Origin of the sequence: Nocardia paucivorans NBRC 100373 (assembly GCF_000308675.1) — a bacterium.
GTDB lineage: Bacteria > Actinomycetota > Actinomycetes > Mycobacteriales > Mycobacteriaceae > Nocardia > Nocardia paucivorans.
On sequence record NZ_BAGE01000002.1, the window covers coordinates 33,671 to 48,506 of the forward strand.

The 14,836-nt window shown below is 66.0% G+C and carries 11 protein-coding genes; 5 read left to right on the forward strand and 6 right to left on the reverse strand.

All coding sequences use genetic code 11. From position 1 onward, the window contains the following. Positions 1–59: 59 nt before the first annotated feature. A complete protein-coding gene (locus tag ON32_RS01135; protein WP_083873851.1) occupies positions 60–1,784 on the reverse strand; it encodes a MinD/ParA family ATP-binding protein in 1,725 nt (574 codons plus the stop codon). Between the two features lie 517 nt (positions 1,785–2,301). Beyond that, on the reverse strand, positions 2,302–4,098 hold the full coding sequence (gene leuA, locus ON32_RS01140; protein WP_040788025.1) for a 2-isopropylmalate synthase: 1,797 nt from the start codon (positions 4,096–4,098) through the stop codon (positions 2,302–2,304). A 283-nt stretch (positions 4,099–4,381) separates the two neighbouring features. Here leuA and ON32_RS01145 point away from each other — a divergent pair, with 283 nt between their 5' ends. The 3 genes from ON32_RS01145 to ON32_RS01155 all read left to right on the forward strand — a co-directional run bounded on the left by ON32_RS01145 (position 4,382) and on the right by ON32_RS01155 (position 7,862). Continuing rightward, positions 4,382–5,143, forward strand: coding sequence for a sulfite exporter TauE/SafE family protein (locus ON32_RS01145; protein ID WP_040788027.1), 762 nt, complete (start codon positions 4,382–4,384; stop codon positions 5,141–5,143). A 166-nt stretch (positions 5,144–5,309) separates the two neighbouring features. Continuing rightward, the gene (locus tag ON32_RS01150) at positions 5,310–6,944 is read left to right on the forward strand and encodes a GMC oxidoreductase (protein WP_040788078.1); all 1,635 of its coding nucleotides are present in this window, start codon (positions 5,310–5,312) and stop codon (positions 6,942–6,944) included. A gap of 96 nt (positions 6,945–7,040) precedes the next feature. Further along, the gene (locus ON32_RS01155; RefSeq protein ID WP_245550744.1) at positions 7,041–7,862 is read left to right on the forward strand and encodes an ion transporter; all 822 of its coding nucleotides are present in this window, start codon (positions 7,041–7,043) and stop codon (positions 7,860–7,862) included. A 9-nt stretch (positions 7,863–7,871) separates the two neighbouring features. Here the strand turns inward: ON32_RS01155 and ON32_RS01160 are convergent, their stop codons facing one another. Together ON32_RS01160 and ON32_RS01165 are read right to left on the reverse strand one after the other, a co-directional pair. Beyond that, complete coding sequence (locus ON32_RS01160) at positions 7,872–8,336, reverse strand: SRPBCC family protein (RefSeq protein WP_040788028.1); 465 nt, start codon at positions 8,334–8,336, stop codon at positions 7,872–7,874. Positions 8,337–8,493: 157 nt separating this feature from the next. Next, positions 8,494–8,685, reverse strand: coding sequence for a DUF1918 domain-containing protein (locus tag ON32_RS01165; protein ID WP_040788080.1), 192 nt, complete (start codon positions 8,683–8,685; stop codon positions 8,494–8,496). Between the two features lie 279 nt (positions 8,686–8,964). On the opposite strand from ON32_RS01165, the gene ON32_RS01170 reads away from it, so the two are divergent. Together ON32_RS01170 and ON32_RS01175 are read left to right on the forward strand one after the other, a co-directional pair. Next, positions 8,965–10,230, forward strand: coding sequence for an aspartate kinase (locus ON32_RS01170; protein ID WP_040788029.1), 1,266 nt, complete (start codon positions 8,965–8,967; stop codon positions 10,228–10,230). Positions 10,231–10,232: 2 nt separating this feature from the next. Then, on the forward strand, positions 10,233–11,267 hold the full coding sequence (locus tag ON32_RS01175) for an aspartate-semialdehyde dehydrogenase (protein ID WP_040788030.1): 1,035 nt from the start codon (positions 10,233–10,235) through the stop codon (positions 11,265–11,267). 51 nt (positions 11,268–11,318) lie between these two features. Here the strand turns inward: ON32_RS01175 and ON32_RS01180 are convergent, their stop codons facing one another. Next, positions 11,319–12,674, reverse strand: a complete 1,356-nt coding sequence (locus ON32_RS01180) for a serine hydrolase domain-containing protein (protein ID WP_040788081.1) — start codon at positions 12,672–12,674, stop codon at positions 11,319–11,321. Positions 12,675–13,505: 831 nt separating this feature from the next. Beyond that, positions 13,506–14,780 (reverse strand): FAD-dependent monooxygenase, encoded by a 1,275-nt coding sequence (locus tag ON32_RS01185; RefSeq protein ID WP_040788083.1) that lies wholly within the window; start codon positions 14,778–14,780, stop codon positions 13,506–13,508. Positions 14,781–14,836 lie beyond the last annotated feature (56 nt).

Below are 14,836 nucleotides of genomic sequence, written 5' to 3' on the forward strand. Positions count from 1 at the left end.
CTAATGTTCGCCTGTTGCGGTGATGTTCCGCACGGGCGATTCACCGGTGGGCGGGCGGTTCATCGGTAGTAGGGCACGTCTCCGTACTGCTGCGGACCGTTGTCCCTTCCGTTGCCACCGTCGGCGTAGGCGAAATCGTCGGCGACCATGGCGGCCAGCTCGAGCAGGGCGCGGCGCGTGGGTTTGCCCACCAACTCCAGGTCGATCTCGGCGCCCTCGGCGAGGTGATCGTCGAAGGGCACCACCTGCACCGCTCGGGTCCGGTCCAGGAACAGTTTGCGCAGATTATCGATATTGATCGTCGACGACCCGCGCCGCGAGGCGTTGACCACCACCACCGTGCGCTCCACCAGCTTCCCGTAACCGTGGTGGTCGAGCCAGTCCAGGGTGGCCGAGGCGCTGCGGGCGCCGTCGATGGCCGGTGAGGTCACCAACACCAGGGAACTGGCCATATCGAGCACCCCGGACATCGCCGAATGCATCAATCCGGTACCGCAGTCGGTGAGGATGATGTTGTAGAACGACTGCAGAATGCTGATGGCCTTGCGGTAATCGGCCTCGCTGAACGCCTCCGAAACCGCCGGATCCTGTTCACTGGCGAGCACTTCCAGCCGGCTGGGCGCCTGTGAGGTGTGAGCGCGCACATCCGAATACCGCGTGATGTGCTGATCCTCCAACAGGTTGCGGACCGTCGAGCGGGTCTGCCGCGGCACCCGGTGGGCGAGGGTGCCCAGGTCGGGGTTGGCGTCGATGGCGATAACCCGGTCGCCGCGCAGTGACGCGAAGGTCGAGCCGAGTCCGACTGTCGTCGTGGTCTTGCCGACACCACCCTTGAGCGACAGAATCGCGATCCGGTAGTCACCACGTACCGGCTGGTTCACCCGTTCGACCAGGTCGCGGTAGACGATATCGGCCGCGGACTCGCCGGGATTGATGACACCGCGCGATACCTTGTGCACGGCCCGGCGCCATCCGCTGCGGGGTGCCCGGCGGGTTCGCCGCAACAGGTTCAGGTCGTTGATCCCCTGCCCCGGCTGCGGTGGGTTCTGCGGCTGCGGCGGTTGGTGGGGTTGCTGTTGGTACTGCTGGACCTGCTGTTGCTGTTGTTGTTGCGGCGGTTGAGGTCCGGCGGGAGGGCCAGGGGGTCCGGCGGGCGGATTCGGCGGCTGATACGCGCTGGTGTTCCAGGAACCGGACGGGTATTGACCGCCGGCCGGCCCGGTGGGAGGGGGCGGCGGTTGATAGGCCGGAGGTGGCGACACCGGTGGGGGAGCCCAACTGTAGATCGCACTGTCGGACCGCTCGGATTCGGGCTGCGGACCGGGCGAGGCGTCGCCGGGCGTCGACGGGTAACCGCCCGCCTCGCCGTTCGCTCCGGGGGCCGGATCCGCGGGCGGGCCGGCGGGACCGGGAGGCGGGGCGTACAGGCCGTTGGGATCGCCGTACTGCCCGGTGGGTGGGTTGTGGGGCCCACCATCGGGCGGACCGTACGGCCCAACCGGCGATATGGGTTGTTCACCGGGAACGAAATACTGTCCTCCCGGCTGCACCCCGGGAGGACAGTACCCGGCGCCGGGAGGCGCGTATTGGCCGCCCGGGCCGATGAACTGGGCCGGATCGGGCTGGGGGAACTGTCCACTGGCGTGGGGGAGGGGTTGTTCGGTTCCCGGTGCGCCGTATTGTGCGGGATCGGGTTGTGCGGGATCGGGCTGGGGGAATTGTCCGCTGCCGGGCGCGGCGGACTGCTCCGCGCCCTCGGTCTCGACCCGACCGGGCTCGGGCATGATGAACTGCCCTTCCACAGGAGACGAACCGTAGGGGGCGGCGCCGACCGGTTGCAGTTCCGGCGCGCCTTCACCGGGCCCGGCCTCGAACGCATTGTTCAGGGGCGCGGTGAATCCGTCGCCGTCGGCGCCTTCCGGCATGCCGTTGCTGTCCGCAGCGGGAGACGAGGCGCCGGTATCGGCCGACGATTCGGTTGCCTGAGGCTGTTGTTCCCCGGCCACACCCGATGCGTCGGCCTGCTGCGGGCCCTCGGGTTCGACGGTGACCTCACCGGCGTCCACCGGAGGACTCTGCAGCCAGGGCGGAGAGGTCGGGTCGTGGTCGTTACTTGTCACAGGTTCCCCCATCTGCTCGGGTGTTCGAGCAGAATGCTCGGCGGCTGGAGTTGAGACCCACGCTAGCAGGTATGGCCCCTTCTCACCCTTGCTGGTAAGCGGGGCCGGAACCGGTAGCCGTGTGGTGGGACCGAAAGGCCCACCGAGGAATCGGCGGGCCTTTCGGTTGCGATGATTCGGTTCAGTGGGCGGCGCGGTTGACCGCGGAGACCACGGCACGCAGCGAGGCGGTGGTGATCGAGGTGGCGATACCCACCCCCCAGACGACCTTGTCGCCGATTGCGCACTCGACATACGCGGCGGCTTTGGCGTCGTCGCCGGCCGACAGGGCGTGCTCGGAGTAGTCGAGTACCTCCACCTGGAAGCCGACCGTCGAGATCGCGTCCACGAATGCGGCCAGTGGTCCGTTCCCGGTGCCGGAGACCTCGTGCTCGACCCCGTTGATCTTGACCACCGCGGTGATGGCGTCGGTGCCGTCGTCGGTTTCCGAGGCGGTCACCTTCTGCCGGATCCGCTCCAGCGGAATGATCGGGTTGAGGTATTCATCGGCGAAGACGTCCCACATCTCCTTGGGCGTGACCTCGCCGCCCTCACCGTCGGTGATGCGCTGGACGGCCTGGGAGAACTCGATCTGCAGTCGGCGCGGCAGTACCAGACCGTGATCGGTTTTCATGATGTAGGCCACGCCACCCTTACCGGACTGCGAGTTGACCCGGATCACGGCCTCGTAGGTGCGGCCCACGTCCTTCGGGTCGATGGGCAGGTACGGAACCTCCCACCGAATATCGTCGATATCGCTGTTCGCGGCATCGGCTGTGGCCTTCATCGCGTCCAGGCCCTTGTTGATGGCGTCCTGGTGGCTGCCGGAGAACGCCGTGTACACCAGGTCGCCGCCATAGGGATGCCGCTCGTGCACCGGCAGCTGGTTGCAGTACTCCACGGTGCGCCGGATCTCGTCGATATCGGAGAAGTTGATCTGCGGGTCCACCCCTCGGGAGAACAGGTTCATCCCCAGGGTGACCAGGCAGACATTGCCGGTGCGTTCACCGTTGCCGAACAGACAGCCCTCGATCCGGTCGGCGCCGGCCTGGTAACCGAGTTCGGCGGCGGCTACGGCGGTGCCGCGGTCGTTGTGCGGATGCAGCGACAGCACGATGGAGTCACGCCGGGCCAGATTGCGGTGCATCCACTCGATGGAGTCGGCGTACACGTTCGGCGTCGCCATCTCGACCGTGGCGGGCAGATTGATGATCAGGGGCTTGTCGGGGGTGGGCGCGATGATCTCGGAGACCGCGTCACACACCTCCTTGGCATACACCAGCTCGGTGCCGGTGTACGACTCCGGGCTGTACTCGTAACGCCAGTTGGTCTCCGGGTGGCGCTTCTCGATCTCCAGGCACAGTTTCGCGGCGTCGGTGGCGATCTTCTTGACGGCCTCGCGGTCGGCCCGGAACACCACCCGTCGCTGCAGGATGGAGGTGGAGTTGTAGAAGTGCACGATCACGTTCGCCGCACCCGAGCAGGCCTCGAAGGTGCGCTCGATCAGTTCCGGACGGCACTGGGTCAGGACCTGGATGGTGACATCGTCGGGGATGGCTCCCTCTTCGATGATCTCCCGTACGAAGTTGTAGTCGGTCTGGCTGGCCGAGGGGAAGCCGACCTCGATCTCCTTGTAGCCCATCCGCACCAGCAGGTCGAACATCCGACGCTTGCGGGCGGGGCTCATCGGGTCGATCAGAGCCTGGTTTCCGTCGCGCAGGTCCACCGCGCACCACGCCGGTGCGCGATCGATGACCTTGTCCGGCCAGGTGCGGTCCGGGAGAGTGATCGGTTCCACTTCTTCCGCGAACGGTCGGTAGCGGAAGACCGGCATGGCCGAATTCTTCTGTTTGTTCCACGCCGGCTGGTCGGCCGGGGCGGGCTTGGCGGGCGCGGTGATGGTGCGCGTGTTGGAAACGAAGGCGTCAGCGGGTGACATTCGGTTCTCCGTGGGTGAGAGTGTCGGCGTATGCGGGTCGACCGGCGTGGCGGAACCCCGCGACGGGAAGCCGGCCTGATCAGACCCCGTCGCGGCGGCCGAGAAGAAGTGCCCGCTGCATGACCTGTGCGATTCTACCTTCTCCTCGGGAACGTGCCGACGGACGGTCCGGGGCCGACCCGATTACGGGCAGCCGGCAGCATCGCTGGTCAGGATTGTGCGTACCGGTGCCGAACCGGCGAGATATCGCGCGGACGAGCCGGGAAGATCGAAGGAAATATCCATGACGTGGCTGGAAGTACTGGCCGTTCTCGGCGCGGGGATCGCCGCGGGCGGGATCAACACCGTCGTCGGTTCCGGCACCCTCATCACCTTTCCCGTTCTGTTGGCGATCGGTTATCCGCCGGTGACCGCGAATGTATCGAATACGGTCGGCCTGGTCCCGGGATCGTTGAGCGGGGCGATCGGCTATCGCCGCGAGCTGGCCGGGCAGCGGGCCCGGCTCCTGCGGTTGGGCAGCGCCACACTGCTCGGCGCGATCACCGGGGCCGCCGCGCTGTTGACCCTGCCCGAGGGCGCGTTCGCGGCAATCGTCCCGGTGCTGATCTGCATCGCGCTGGTCCTGGTGGTGCTCCAGCCGCGTTTGTCGGCGTGGGTGAAGCAGCGACGCGACAGCGGTCCCGCACCCGCACACGGTGGACCGGTGCTGTGGGCGACGGTTTTCGGCACCGGCATCTATGGTGGGTACTTCGGCGCCGCCCAGGGGGTGCTGCTGCTGGGACTGCTCGGTGTTTTCGTCCATGAGGACATCCAGCGTCTCAACGGGGTGAAGAATGTTCTCGCGCTGCTGGCGAACGCCGTCTCGGCGGTTATCTTCATCGTGATCGCCGATATCGCCTGGCCCGTTGTCGGGTTGATCGCGGTCGGTTCGGTGATCGGCGGTCAGCTCGGCGCCACCATCGGCCGCAGGCTGCCGCCGAATGCACTGCGGGCGGTCATCGTGGTGGTGGGGGTCATCGCGGTGATCCGACTCGTTTTCGCCTAGCCTGTTGAGCGCCTGACCCATTGGGTCGGAAGGCAATCCGTCGACCGAGGCGAGAGACGAGATATGGGCCGGTATCGGGTGATGGGTAACACAGTTGCCCGTCACGATGCCAGAAATATCGGTAGGATCCCTCGGCCGAAAGGTGTGTGAGAAAGGTTATACCGGGGTGGACAGACGTTCCTTCTGGAAAACGGTGGGGGCGGCCGCCCTGCTCGGAGTGACGGGGTCGGTGATCGGGACACCGCGTACCGGAACGCCGCGAGCCGGTGCCGATCTGGTCTGGAACGAGCTGTTCCGGCAGTGGGTACCGGAGATCTTCCAACCGATCCCGGATCCACCGGAGCACACCGAGGCCATTGTGGTGGGCTCGGGGTTCGGTGCTTCGGTCGCCGCGCTGCGGTTGGCCGAGGCGGGGGTGGCCACCACCGTGCTCGAACGTGGTTCCCGCTGGCCCAACGATCCCTGGCGGGAGATCTTCACCGGCGACGACCTGCCGGACGGTCGCGGTTTCTGGCACACCACCAGCTTCACCGGGGTGACCAAGGTACCGATGTCGTTCGCCGATTTCGGCGGGGTGCTGGACTGCACCCGGTACTCGGGTATCGATGTCTGGCGCGCCGCGGCCGTCGGCGGCGGATCGGTGATCTTCAGCGGGGCGATGATCGCTCCGGAACGTGCGTTGTTCGACCACGTCTTCGGTGGCGTGATCGACTACGGCGAACTGGAGCGGGTGTACTACCCGCGGGTCCGACAGATGCTGCGCCTGGACACCATGCCGCCGGATATCTACGCCTCACAGCCGTTCACCCACTCCCGCGCCTGGGACGACCAGGTGCGTCGGGCCGGCTATACCCCGGTCCCGAACGATTCCATCTTCAACTGGGATGTGCTTCGGGGTGAGCTGGCGGGCACCACCCGCCCCTCCGCCACGGTGGGCCGCAGCAATCTGGGCAACTCCAACGGCGCGAAGTTCGACCTGAACCAGAACTACCTGAAGTACGCGCAGGACACGGGCCGCTGCACCGTGTACCCCGGACATCGGGTCGACGCCATCGCCCAGGAATCGGGCGGACGTTTCGCGGTGACGGTGACGAAACTCCATCCCACCGGCGCGGTACTGGATACCCGAACCCTCACCTGCGACCGGCTGTTCCTCGGCGCCGGTTCCGTCGGCACCTCGGAGCTGCTGGTGCGGGCCCAGGCCACGGGCACCTTGCCGAACCTCAACGAACACACCGGCGCCGGCTGGGGCACCAATGGTGATGTGGTGTTGGCTCGCGGCGCCAGCTCGGTCGCCGGGTTCGGACAGGGGGTGCCGAGCGCCAGCCGAATCTTCGACGACGGCGATGTGCCGGTCACCTTGGAGAACTGGTACATCCCCGGTATCCCGTTCGAGACCGGTGCCCTGGGCTCACTGGGCATGGTGCTCGACCCCACCCGCGCGAAATTCGGCTACGACCAGGCAACGGGCGGCGTGGGATTGGCCTGGTCGCCCGCGACCCAGGATCGGGTTGTGGCCGCGGCCCGCGCCGTGGACCACCGGATCGCCGAACGCGCCGGCGCGCTCGCCGAGTACGGCGCCCTGGGTTACGACGCCAACGCCGTGTTCACCGCCCACCCACTGGGCGGGGCGGTGCTGGGCAAGGTCACCGACGGGTACGGCCGTGTGCACGGGCACCCCGGCCTGTACGTGGTGGACGGCGCTCTGATTCCGGGCAGCACCGCGACGGTCAATCCCTCACTCACCATCACCGCGATCGCCGAACGCAATATCGAGGCGGTCCGTCGCGAGGGACGGTAGCGGCCCGATATGCCGGAAAGGCGGCACATTTTCGGGTCGTCGCGCTTTCCCGGTATTAGGGTCGGCGATACCGATCGGCATTGAAGGGATTCGCACGTGGTATCAGCGCCGCCCACGGTGGGCGACACCAGCACTACCTCCGATCGGGGAAGTTTCCCCCGGAAGCCGCCGGCGCTGTGGACGGATTTTCTGATGTTGGCGCTGGCCATCGTCTCCGTCGTGCTGGTCTGCTGGATCACGTTCTTCGAGGTGTCGCCCGAGACATATCGGGTGATCATGCTCGTCGACTACGCGACCTGCGCGGTGTTCGCGATGGAGTTCCTGTGGCGGTGGCATCGGGCCGGGTGGCCGTGGAGCTTCCCGTTCGTCTACTGGTACGAAGTGCTCGGCATGATCCCGGTGACCAGCCCCTTCTTCCGCGCGTTCCGTTTGTTGCGGATCGTGGTGATCCTGGTTCGGCTGGCCCGGGTGGCGGATCGGGTGTTCGGTGACCGAGTGACCGCCGCCGTGGTCAACCGGTCGGTGGGCACCATTGTGGACATCATCAAACGTCCGGTGACCATCGCGGTGATGGACGAGGTCGCCGATGTGCTGCGCACCGGCCACTACACCCGCAATATCGCCACGGCGTTGCAGGAGAACCGCAACGAGCTGGACGAAATGATCCTGGAGATGATCAAGAAGGATCCTCAGGTCGGCCGGGTACGCTACATACCCTTCCACGACGACATCATCCGGCTCATCGCCGATACCGTGTTCCGGATCGTTTTCCAGGTGCTCGCCGATCCGCGCACCGACGAATTGGTGTCGGACCTGCTGCGGGAGAATGTGGAGCAGATCCGCGAGGCGGTGCGCAGCGGAGCCAAGACCACCCCGGTGGCATACGGACCGGCGTCCCCGGCCGGCCGGGACGGCTGACCGGCGCGATCAGAGGATCTGGTAGTTCTCCCGCTCGGGATACTGTTGGACGAAAGCGGTGAAGCTCGGCACCATCGCCTCGAGCGCCTTGCGCACCGAGCGTTTGAGCAGAATTCCGGGAACGGGGAGGGGCATGTACATGTCGACGCTGTACCGCACCTCGGTGCCGCCGGTCTCGGGGTCGAAATCGATCTCGATGGACCCGCCGCCCTTGGCGCTGCGGGTGCTGTCGGTGATCTTCCAGGAGCACTGGTTGTCGGTCCAGGTGTACTCCAGAACCTGGTCGTCGAGGAAGTTGAGTAGCTCGGCCTTGACGAAAACCCGGATCGGACGGCCTTGTTCATCCCGGGTGGCGATGCGTGCGTCCGAATAGACCGACGACCATTCCGGCATCATCTCGATGGCCGTCACCGCGTCCATCGTCCGATCGGGATCGGCATCGACCACAAAGCTGATGCCGGTCTTCATGCGCATGGTTTATCCTCCAACCCCCCGCCGGTACTCAACCGGCCCGATTTTCCCCAGTGTCATGGTGATCGTCAACACTGACGAACAGGGAAAAACCGGCCGGTGTGCTGGTATACCGGCCGCGAATCAGTGGGATAGGCCCGTTGACGCGTGGGGAGAAGGGTCAGCGCCGCGATGGTCGCTCGATCGTCGCGTCCGGCCCGGGGAAGACCAGGGATTCGTGTCCGTCCTCGAAACGCACGATATAGGGAGGTTCGCCGTCCGGCCCGCGTACCTCTACGATCTCGCCTTCGCGGTCATACTCCCCCACGATGTGGCCATGGACATGGAGTCGATCTCCGACGTTGGCAATCATGGAACCATTATCGAATTGCGTGGCACACATCACAAGGCCGTCTTGGTCGCTATGGCGAACCGGTCGGTCCGGGTCCCCGTTCCCGTGGCCGTTCCGGGGGTTCGACCCGGGTGACGAGGTCGGGTCACAAGAGCGTCGACCGGCCCCGATACCCACAAACACCGCCACATCACACAGTTGTGGGTTACTGCACAGCGACCCGGATGGGGCCGGAATTGCCGGTTCCGGGCCGGTACGCTAGTGCCCTGATGCTGTTCGTCGACACTGGAGGACCCTGACGTGGCTCTCGTTGTCCAGAAATACGGAGGATCCTCGGTCGCGACGGCCGAACGGATCCGGCGCGTCGCCGAACGGATCGTCGAGACCAAGAAGCAGGGCCATGATGTCGTCGTGGTCTGCTCGGCCATGGGCGATACCACCGACGAACTACTCGATCTCGCCGAGCAGGTGGCTCCCGCGCCACCCGCGCGGGAGATGGACATGTTGCTCACCTCGGGTGAGCGCATCTCCAACGCGCTGGTCGCCATGGCCATCCACTCTCTCGGCGCCGAGGCGCGCTCGTTCACCGGCTCCCAGGCGGGCGTGATCACCACGTCCGCGCACGGTAAGGCCAAGATCATCGACGTCACTCCGAGCCGGGTGCGCGAGGCCCTGAACGAGGGCACCATCGTGCTGGTTGCCGGTTTCCAGGGCGTCAGCCAGGACAGCAAGGACGTCACCACGCTCGGCCGCGGCGGGTCCGACACCACCGCCGTGGCGCTGGCGGCCGCGCTGAATGCCGATGTCTGCGAGATCTACACCGACGTGGACGGGGTGTTCACCGCCGATCCGCGCATCGTTTCGGATGCGCAACGTCTCGAGCAGATCTCCTACGAGGAGATGCTGGAGATGGCGGCCTGCGGCTCCAAAGTGCTCATGCTGCGCTGCGTCGAATACGCGCGCCGCTACAACGTGCCCGTGCATGTGCGCTCGTCCTATACCGACAAACGGGGCACCTACGTATACGGATCGATGGAGGACATCCCCTTGGAACAAGCAATCCTCACGGGCGTCGCGCACGACCGCAGCGAGGCCAAGGTGACCGTTGTCGGCCTGCCGGATGAGCCGGGATACGCCGCTCGGGTGTTCCGCGCCGTCGCCGATGCCGAGATCAACATCGATATGGTCCTGCAGAACATCTCCAAGGTGGAGACCGGTAAAACCGATATCACCTTCACCCTGCCCAAGGCCGAGGGCGCCCGCGCGGTGGAGATGCTGACCAAACGCCAGAGCGAGATCGGTTTCTCCCAGGTCCTCTACGACGACCACATCGGCAAGGTGTCGCTGGTCGGCGCCGGTATGAAGAGTCACCCCGGGGTGACCGCCACCTTCTGTGAGGCGTTGGCCGAGGCCGGTATCAATATCGACCTCATCTCCACCTCCGAAATCCGGATCTCGGTCCTGGTCAAGGACACCGAACTGGACGAAGCGGTCAAGGTGCTGCATCGCGCCTTCGACCTCGGTGGCGACGAAGTCGCCGTGGTACACGCGGGAACGGGGCGATAAACATGGGTGTACGAGTAGGCGTGGTCGGCGCGACCGGACAGGTCGGCGCCGTAATGCGCAAACTACTGGAGGAACGTGATTTCCCCGCCGACGAGGTGCGCTTCTTCGCCTCCGCGCGGTCGGCCGGTAAGAAACTGCCCTGGCGCGGTGGCGAGGTCGTGGTGGAGGACACCGAGACCGCCGACCCGTCCGGTCTGGATATCGCGCTGTTCTCGGCGGGTGCCACCATGTCGCGGGTCCAGGCGCCGCGTTTCGCCGCCGCGGGCGTCACGGTGATCGACAACTCGTCGGCCTGGCGCAAGGACCCCGACGTTCCCCTGGTGGTCAGCGAGGTCAATCCGGAGCAGACCCGCAACCTGGCCAAGGGCATCATCGCCAACCCCAACTGCACCACCATGGCGGCCATGCCGGTACTCAAACCGCTCCACGATGCGGCGGGGTTGCGCCGGCTGATCGTATCCAGCTACCAGGCCGTCTCGGGTAGCGGGCTGGCCGGGGTCGCGGAACTGGCGAGCCAGGCCCGGGCGGTGATCGACGACGCCGAAAAACTCACCCACGACGGCGACGCGGTCGAATTCCCCGCCCCGAACAAGTACGTCGCCCCCATTGCCTTCAATGTGCTGCCGCTGGCCGGTTCGTTGGTCGACGACGACTCCGGAGAGACCGACGAGGACCAGAAGTTGCGCAACGAGAGCCGCAAGATTCTCGGCATTCCCGACCTGTTGGTCAGCGGCACCTGTGTTCGTGTGCCGGTTTTCACCGGACACTCGCTGTCGGTGAACGCCGAATTCGCCGACCCACTGTCGGTGGAGCGGGCGAAGGAGCTGCTGAGCAAGGCTCCCGGCGTGAAACTGGTCGACGTCCCCACCCCGCTCCAGGCCGCCGGTATCGACGAGTCCCTGGTCGGCCGGATTCGTCAGGACCCCGGTGTGCCCGATGGGCGCGGGTTGGCCTTGTTCATCTCCGGTGACAATCTCCGCAAGGGCGCTGCCCTCAACACCATTCAGATCGCGGAGGTTCTACTCGCCAACCGCTGACCGACCGACGCGGGTGGTGTGTCCCGATCGGGCGCACCACCCGCGTCGGGTTCAGCGGATTCCCGGTGTGCGGGGATCGGAGCCGAGGCAGATCAGTACGGCGCAGCCGGGCGGGGCATCGGAGAACGGGGGAGCCATCGGACGGCCCAGGCAGTCGAAAACATTGCAGCCCGGGTAGGAGGATGCGCCGATACCGAAGACCGCAACGAGAATGTCCAGGTCGAAGAAGCCCGTTGGATCGAGGGCGATCGGCGGTTCTATATACGGTCCGGGGTCGGGCAGGGGCGGGTCCCGGAAAGCGGCGAACAGACGCCGGAAGAATTCGTGCGGTAGCTCGTCGGTGTTCTGGATGATGCCGGGAATTCCCAGTTGGCTCACATTCCCGTAGACGCCGGTCCACATCACCATGAGGTCCAGGCTCGGGATCACGAAGACGTTCTGCATACCCATCCCGGACATGGCGAAGGTGTCCGGCGGGACGAAGCTCGCATTCTCGGCGCAGGTGGGGCCAACCCAGAATAGATATCCGTAACAGGGGTTCGCCGGCGAGGGAGTGCTCGCACGACGGATGTACTCCGCCGGCACGATTTCCCGATCGCCCCACCGCCCCTCATTGACCACGAGCAGACCGAGTTTGGCCAGATCGTTCGGTGGGATCATCAGATGCGCGTAGCCGTAGGTATTGCCGGAACGATCACGGGCCCAATACCAGTCGTCGCGGAGTATCCCCAACGGCTCGAACAGTTCTCGTTGCGCGAACTGCTGCAATGGTTCGCCTACGGCCAGTTCCAACACATACGCCAGCAGATCGACATTGCGCTGGCTGTAACTGAATACGGTGCCGGGTTTGTGGTCCAAGGGAACCCCGAGGGCCTGGACCGGGCTGTTGGGATCGATGGGAACAACTCCGGTGAGGCCTTCGGTCAGCACGCCTGTTCGCATACCGGAGGTTTCGGTGAGCAGGTTCTCCACGGTGATCGACCGCCGCTCGGCATCGCCCAGCCCGGGCGGCAGATACCGGTCGATGGGGGCCTGGATATCGATTTTCCCCTGGTGCCAGGCGATTCCGGTGAGCAGCGAGACCACGCTCTTGGTCACGCTCCAGACATTCCAGGCGGTATTCCCGGTCCGATCGTTGGTGGGTCCTTCACCGACCAGGCAGTTGTGCCGAAAGACCTGGACGTTCAAGCGGTTACGGTGGCTCGCGAACTCCAAGGCCGCGGCCAGCCGCTCGGAATCCAGACCCACCTGTTCGGGTGTCGCTCGTTGGGGCTCGCGTCCCGAAGTCACCGAGCATTCCACCGTGGTCGTATCCACGGGGTCGGCGTGGGCGCTCGTCGCGAATACGTGTCCCATCACCAGCGATACCGCTGCGGCTCCCACCAGGAGCCCACCGAAACGCACCATGTGAATCACCCTAATGCCCCGAGTACCGCAGAGTCTGTTATCGACTCGGTGTGGGCGACCGCAAAATCGGGAGCGAACAAGGCATTCCGGACAACGCGACGCCGCCGGTCATATCGGCCGGCGGCGTCGTGGGTCCCTGAAGGGGGTCGACGCCCAACAAGCGCCTCTCGGCGAGTGGTCGCTCGAAGCGACGAAGGGTGCGGCCCGGGGCTGTCCGGACGCCGACAGTCTTGTGCAACGACCGGTTACTCGTCGCTATTCCACCCACCCGGTGTGATCGGTACCACCGGGAGGGTGGGGTCGCCTACAGCATGCTGAACCAGTAGGCCACGCAGGCCAGAGCCCATACGAGCAGCGTTTCCATCGACACTCCCACTCTCGGCATCACGGCTGTTTCCATCATGCCCGAATTCACCTGGGGGTTTACCCGGGTCTGCGGGGTCCGGACCGGTCGCGCCCGCATCGTCATAAGTTCTCGTTAAGCGCGTGCCAAGTCCGAGGCCGCATTGTTATCTCGACGCCGGAACACCCCGGCGGACATCCGATCACGGTGCACCACCGGCTACCGCCATAGCCGAGGTCACCGGTTCGGAACGGAGGAGCGGATCGGGTCAGGGGAGGGCCCGATCCGGAACGGTCGGGCTCTGGGGAGGACCCGGACCGCCACCGAGAACGGATCGGGACCAGGGGAGGGCCCGATCCGTTCGGGGAGGAAATCGGGGTGGGGGATGGGCCCGGTCGGTCTCGCGGGGTGACGGACCGGGCCCGGGGGTGGGAAGGGTCGGGTCGGTCTTCGAGGGGTGACCGATCCGGCCCTCGCCCACTGTTGGCTCAGGGTCGCGGTATCGGCATCGAATAGTCGGGCAGATCGTAATCTTCGGTTCTCGCCAGTGCTCGGGTCATCAGCGACCGCAGCGGGCGGGCGGTCATGAGCCGGGCGAGCAGGAGGGCCGCCCGGATACCGAGCCGGGATCGCGGTGCCATCGCCGCCAGGCCACCCGGCGGTAGCTCCTGCGCCGCCACGAGGAACGGCCGCAATATCCGCATATGGCGCTCGAGGGCGGCGGGTAGGTCATGGGGTGTGCGGTCGATTTCACCGGCCAGAATGTATGCCCCCACCAGGGCCATGGCGGTGCCCTGTCCGGAGAGCGGTGATCCGCAATAGCCGGCGTCGCCGAGCAGTACCACTCGGCGGGTGACCCACCGGGGCATGGTGATGCGGGTGAGCTCGTCGAAGTAGAAGTCGTTCGCCTCGTCCAGGGCCGTGAGAATAGCGGTGGTGAGCCGGCCACCATCGGCCAGTCGTGTGCGGATCAGCCGTTTCTGCGCCTCGATATCGCGGCGCAGGGCGGAATCGGCGTCACCGCGCAGGGTCAGGATCGCCTTGCAGGTCTCGGGGTCGGCATCCGGGCGGATGCCGACCGCGGTGCCGCCGGGCATCGAATACATGGACATCCAGTGTGGTTCGATGCCCGCCGGGGTCGGCATGGTGAAGAACGACATATGGCCGCCGAGGTAGGTGCCGAACTTCTCGTCGGGCCCGAATACCAGTTTCCTGGTGGTCGAATGCAGGCCGTCGGCCCCGATGAGCAGATCGAACCGTTCCGTGACGCCGGAGGCCAGGGTCACCGATACGCCGGTGTCGTCCTCGTGTATCGCGGCGATCCATTCGCCGTACCGGTAATCGATACCGGGATCGCGCGGATCGCCCGGGTGACCGGTGCCCACGACCTCGGCAATGGCATCCAGGAGCACCTGGTTCAGATCGCCCCGGGTGATCTCGATTTCGGCCACGGCGCCATTGCCGCCGAACAGTTCGGCGGGCATGCGCAATAGTTCGTGGCCCGTCGCGTCGATGTGGATCATGCCGCGCTCGTCGAGTTGCCGGGGCCGAACGGCGGGCAGCAGATCCATGCGTTCGGCGACGATACGGCTGGGGCCGCGCAGGTCCACGGCCTGGCCGCCGGGGCGGGGTGCGGAGGCCCGTTCGAGCACTGTCGGTCGGATTCCGGCGCGGAGCAATTGCAGGGTGACGGCGTTTCCGGCAATACCGCCACCGGATACGAGCACCCGGGGCGCTGTTGTCGTGGTGAGTTCTGTCGTCATCGGTCCGTCCTCGTCCCGGCACGCGCCGGCCATTTTGGGTCGAATGTCTAAGACAA

Coding starts and splice junctions, on each gene's coding strand:
- ON32_RS01135 (WP_083873851.1), bottom strand. CDS start 1,784: ATGCCCGAGCCCGGTCGGGTCGAGACCGAGGGCGCGGAGCAGTCCGCC.
- leuA (WP_040788025.1), bottom strand. CDS start 4,098: ATGTCACCCGCTGACGCCTTCGTTTCCAACACGCGCACCATCACCGCG.
- ON32_RS01145 (WP_040788027.1), top strand. CDS start 4,382: ATGACGTGGCTGGAAGTACTGGCCGTTCTCGGCGCGGGGATCGCCGCG.
- ON32_RS01160 (WP_040788028.1), bottom strand. CDS start 8,336: ATGCGCATGAAGACCGGCATCAGCTTTGTGGTCGATGCCGATCCCGAT.
- ON32_RS01165 (WP_040788080.1), bottom strand. CDS start 8,685: ATGATTGCCAACGTCGGAGATCGACTCCATGTCCATGGCCACATCGTG.
- ON32_RS01175 (WP_040788030.1), top strand. CDS start 10,233: ATGGGTGTACGAGTAGGCGTGGTCGGCGCGACCGGACAGGTCGGCGCC.
- ON32_RS01180 (WP_040788081.1), bottom strand. CDS start 12,674: ATGGTGCGTTTCGGTGGGCTCCTGGTGGGAGCCGCAGCGGTATCGCTG.
- ON32_RS01185 (WP_040788083.1), bottom strand. CDS start 14,780: ATGACGACAGAACTCACCACGACAACAGCGCCCCGGGTGCTCGTATCC.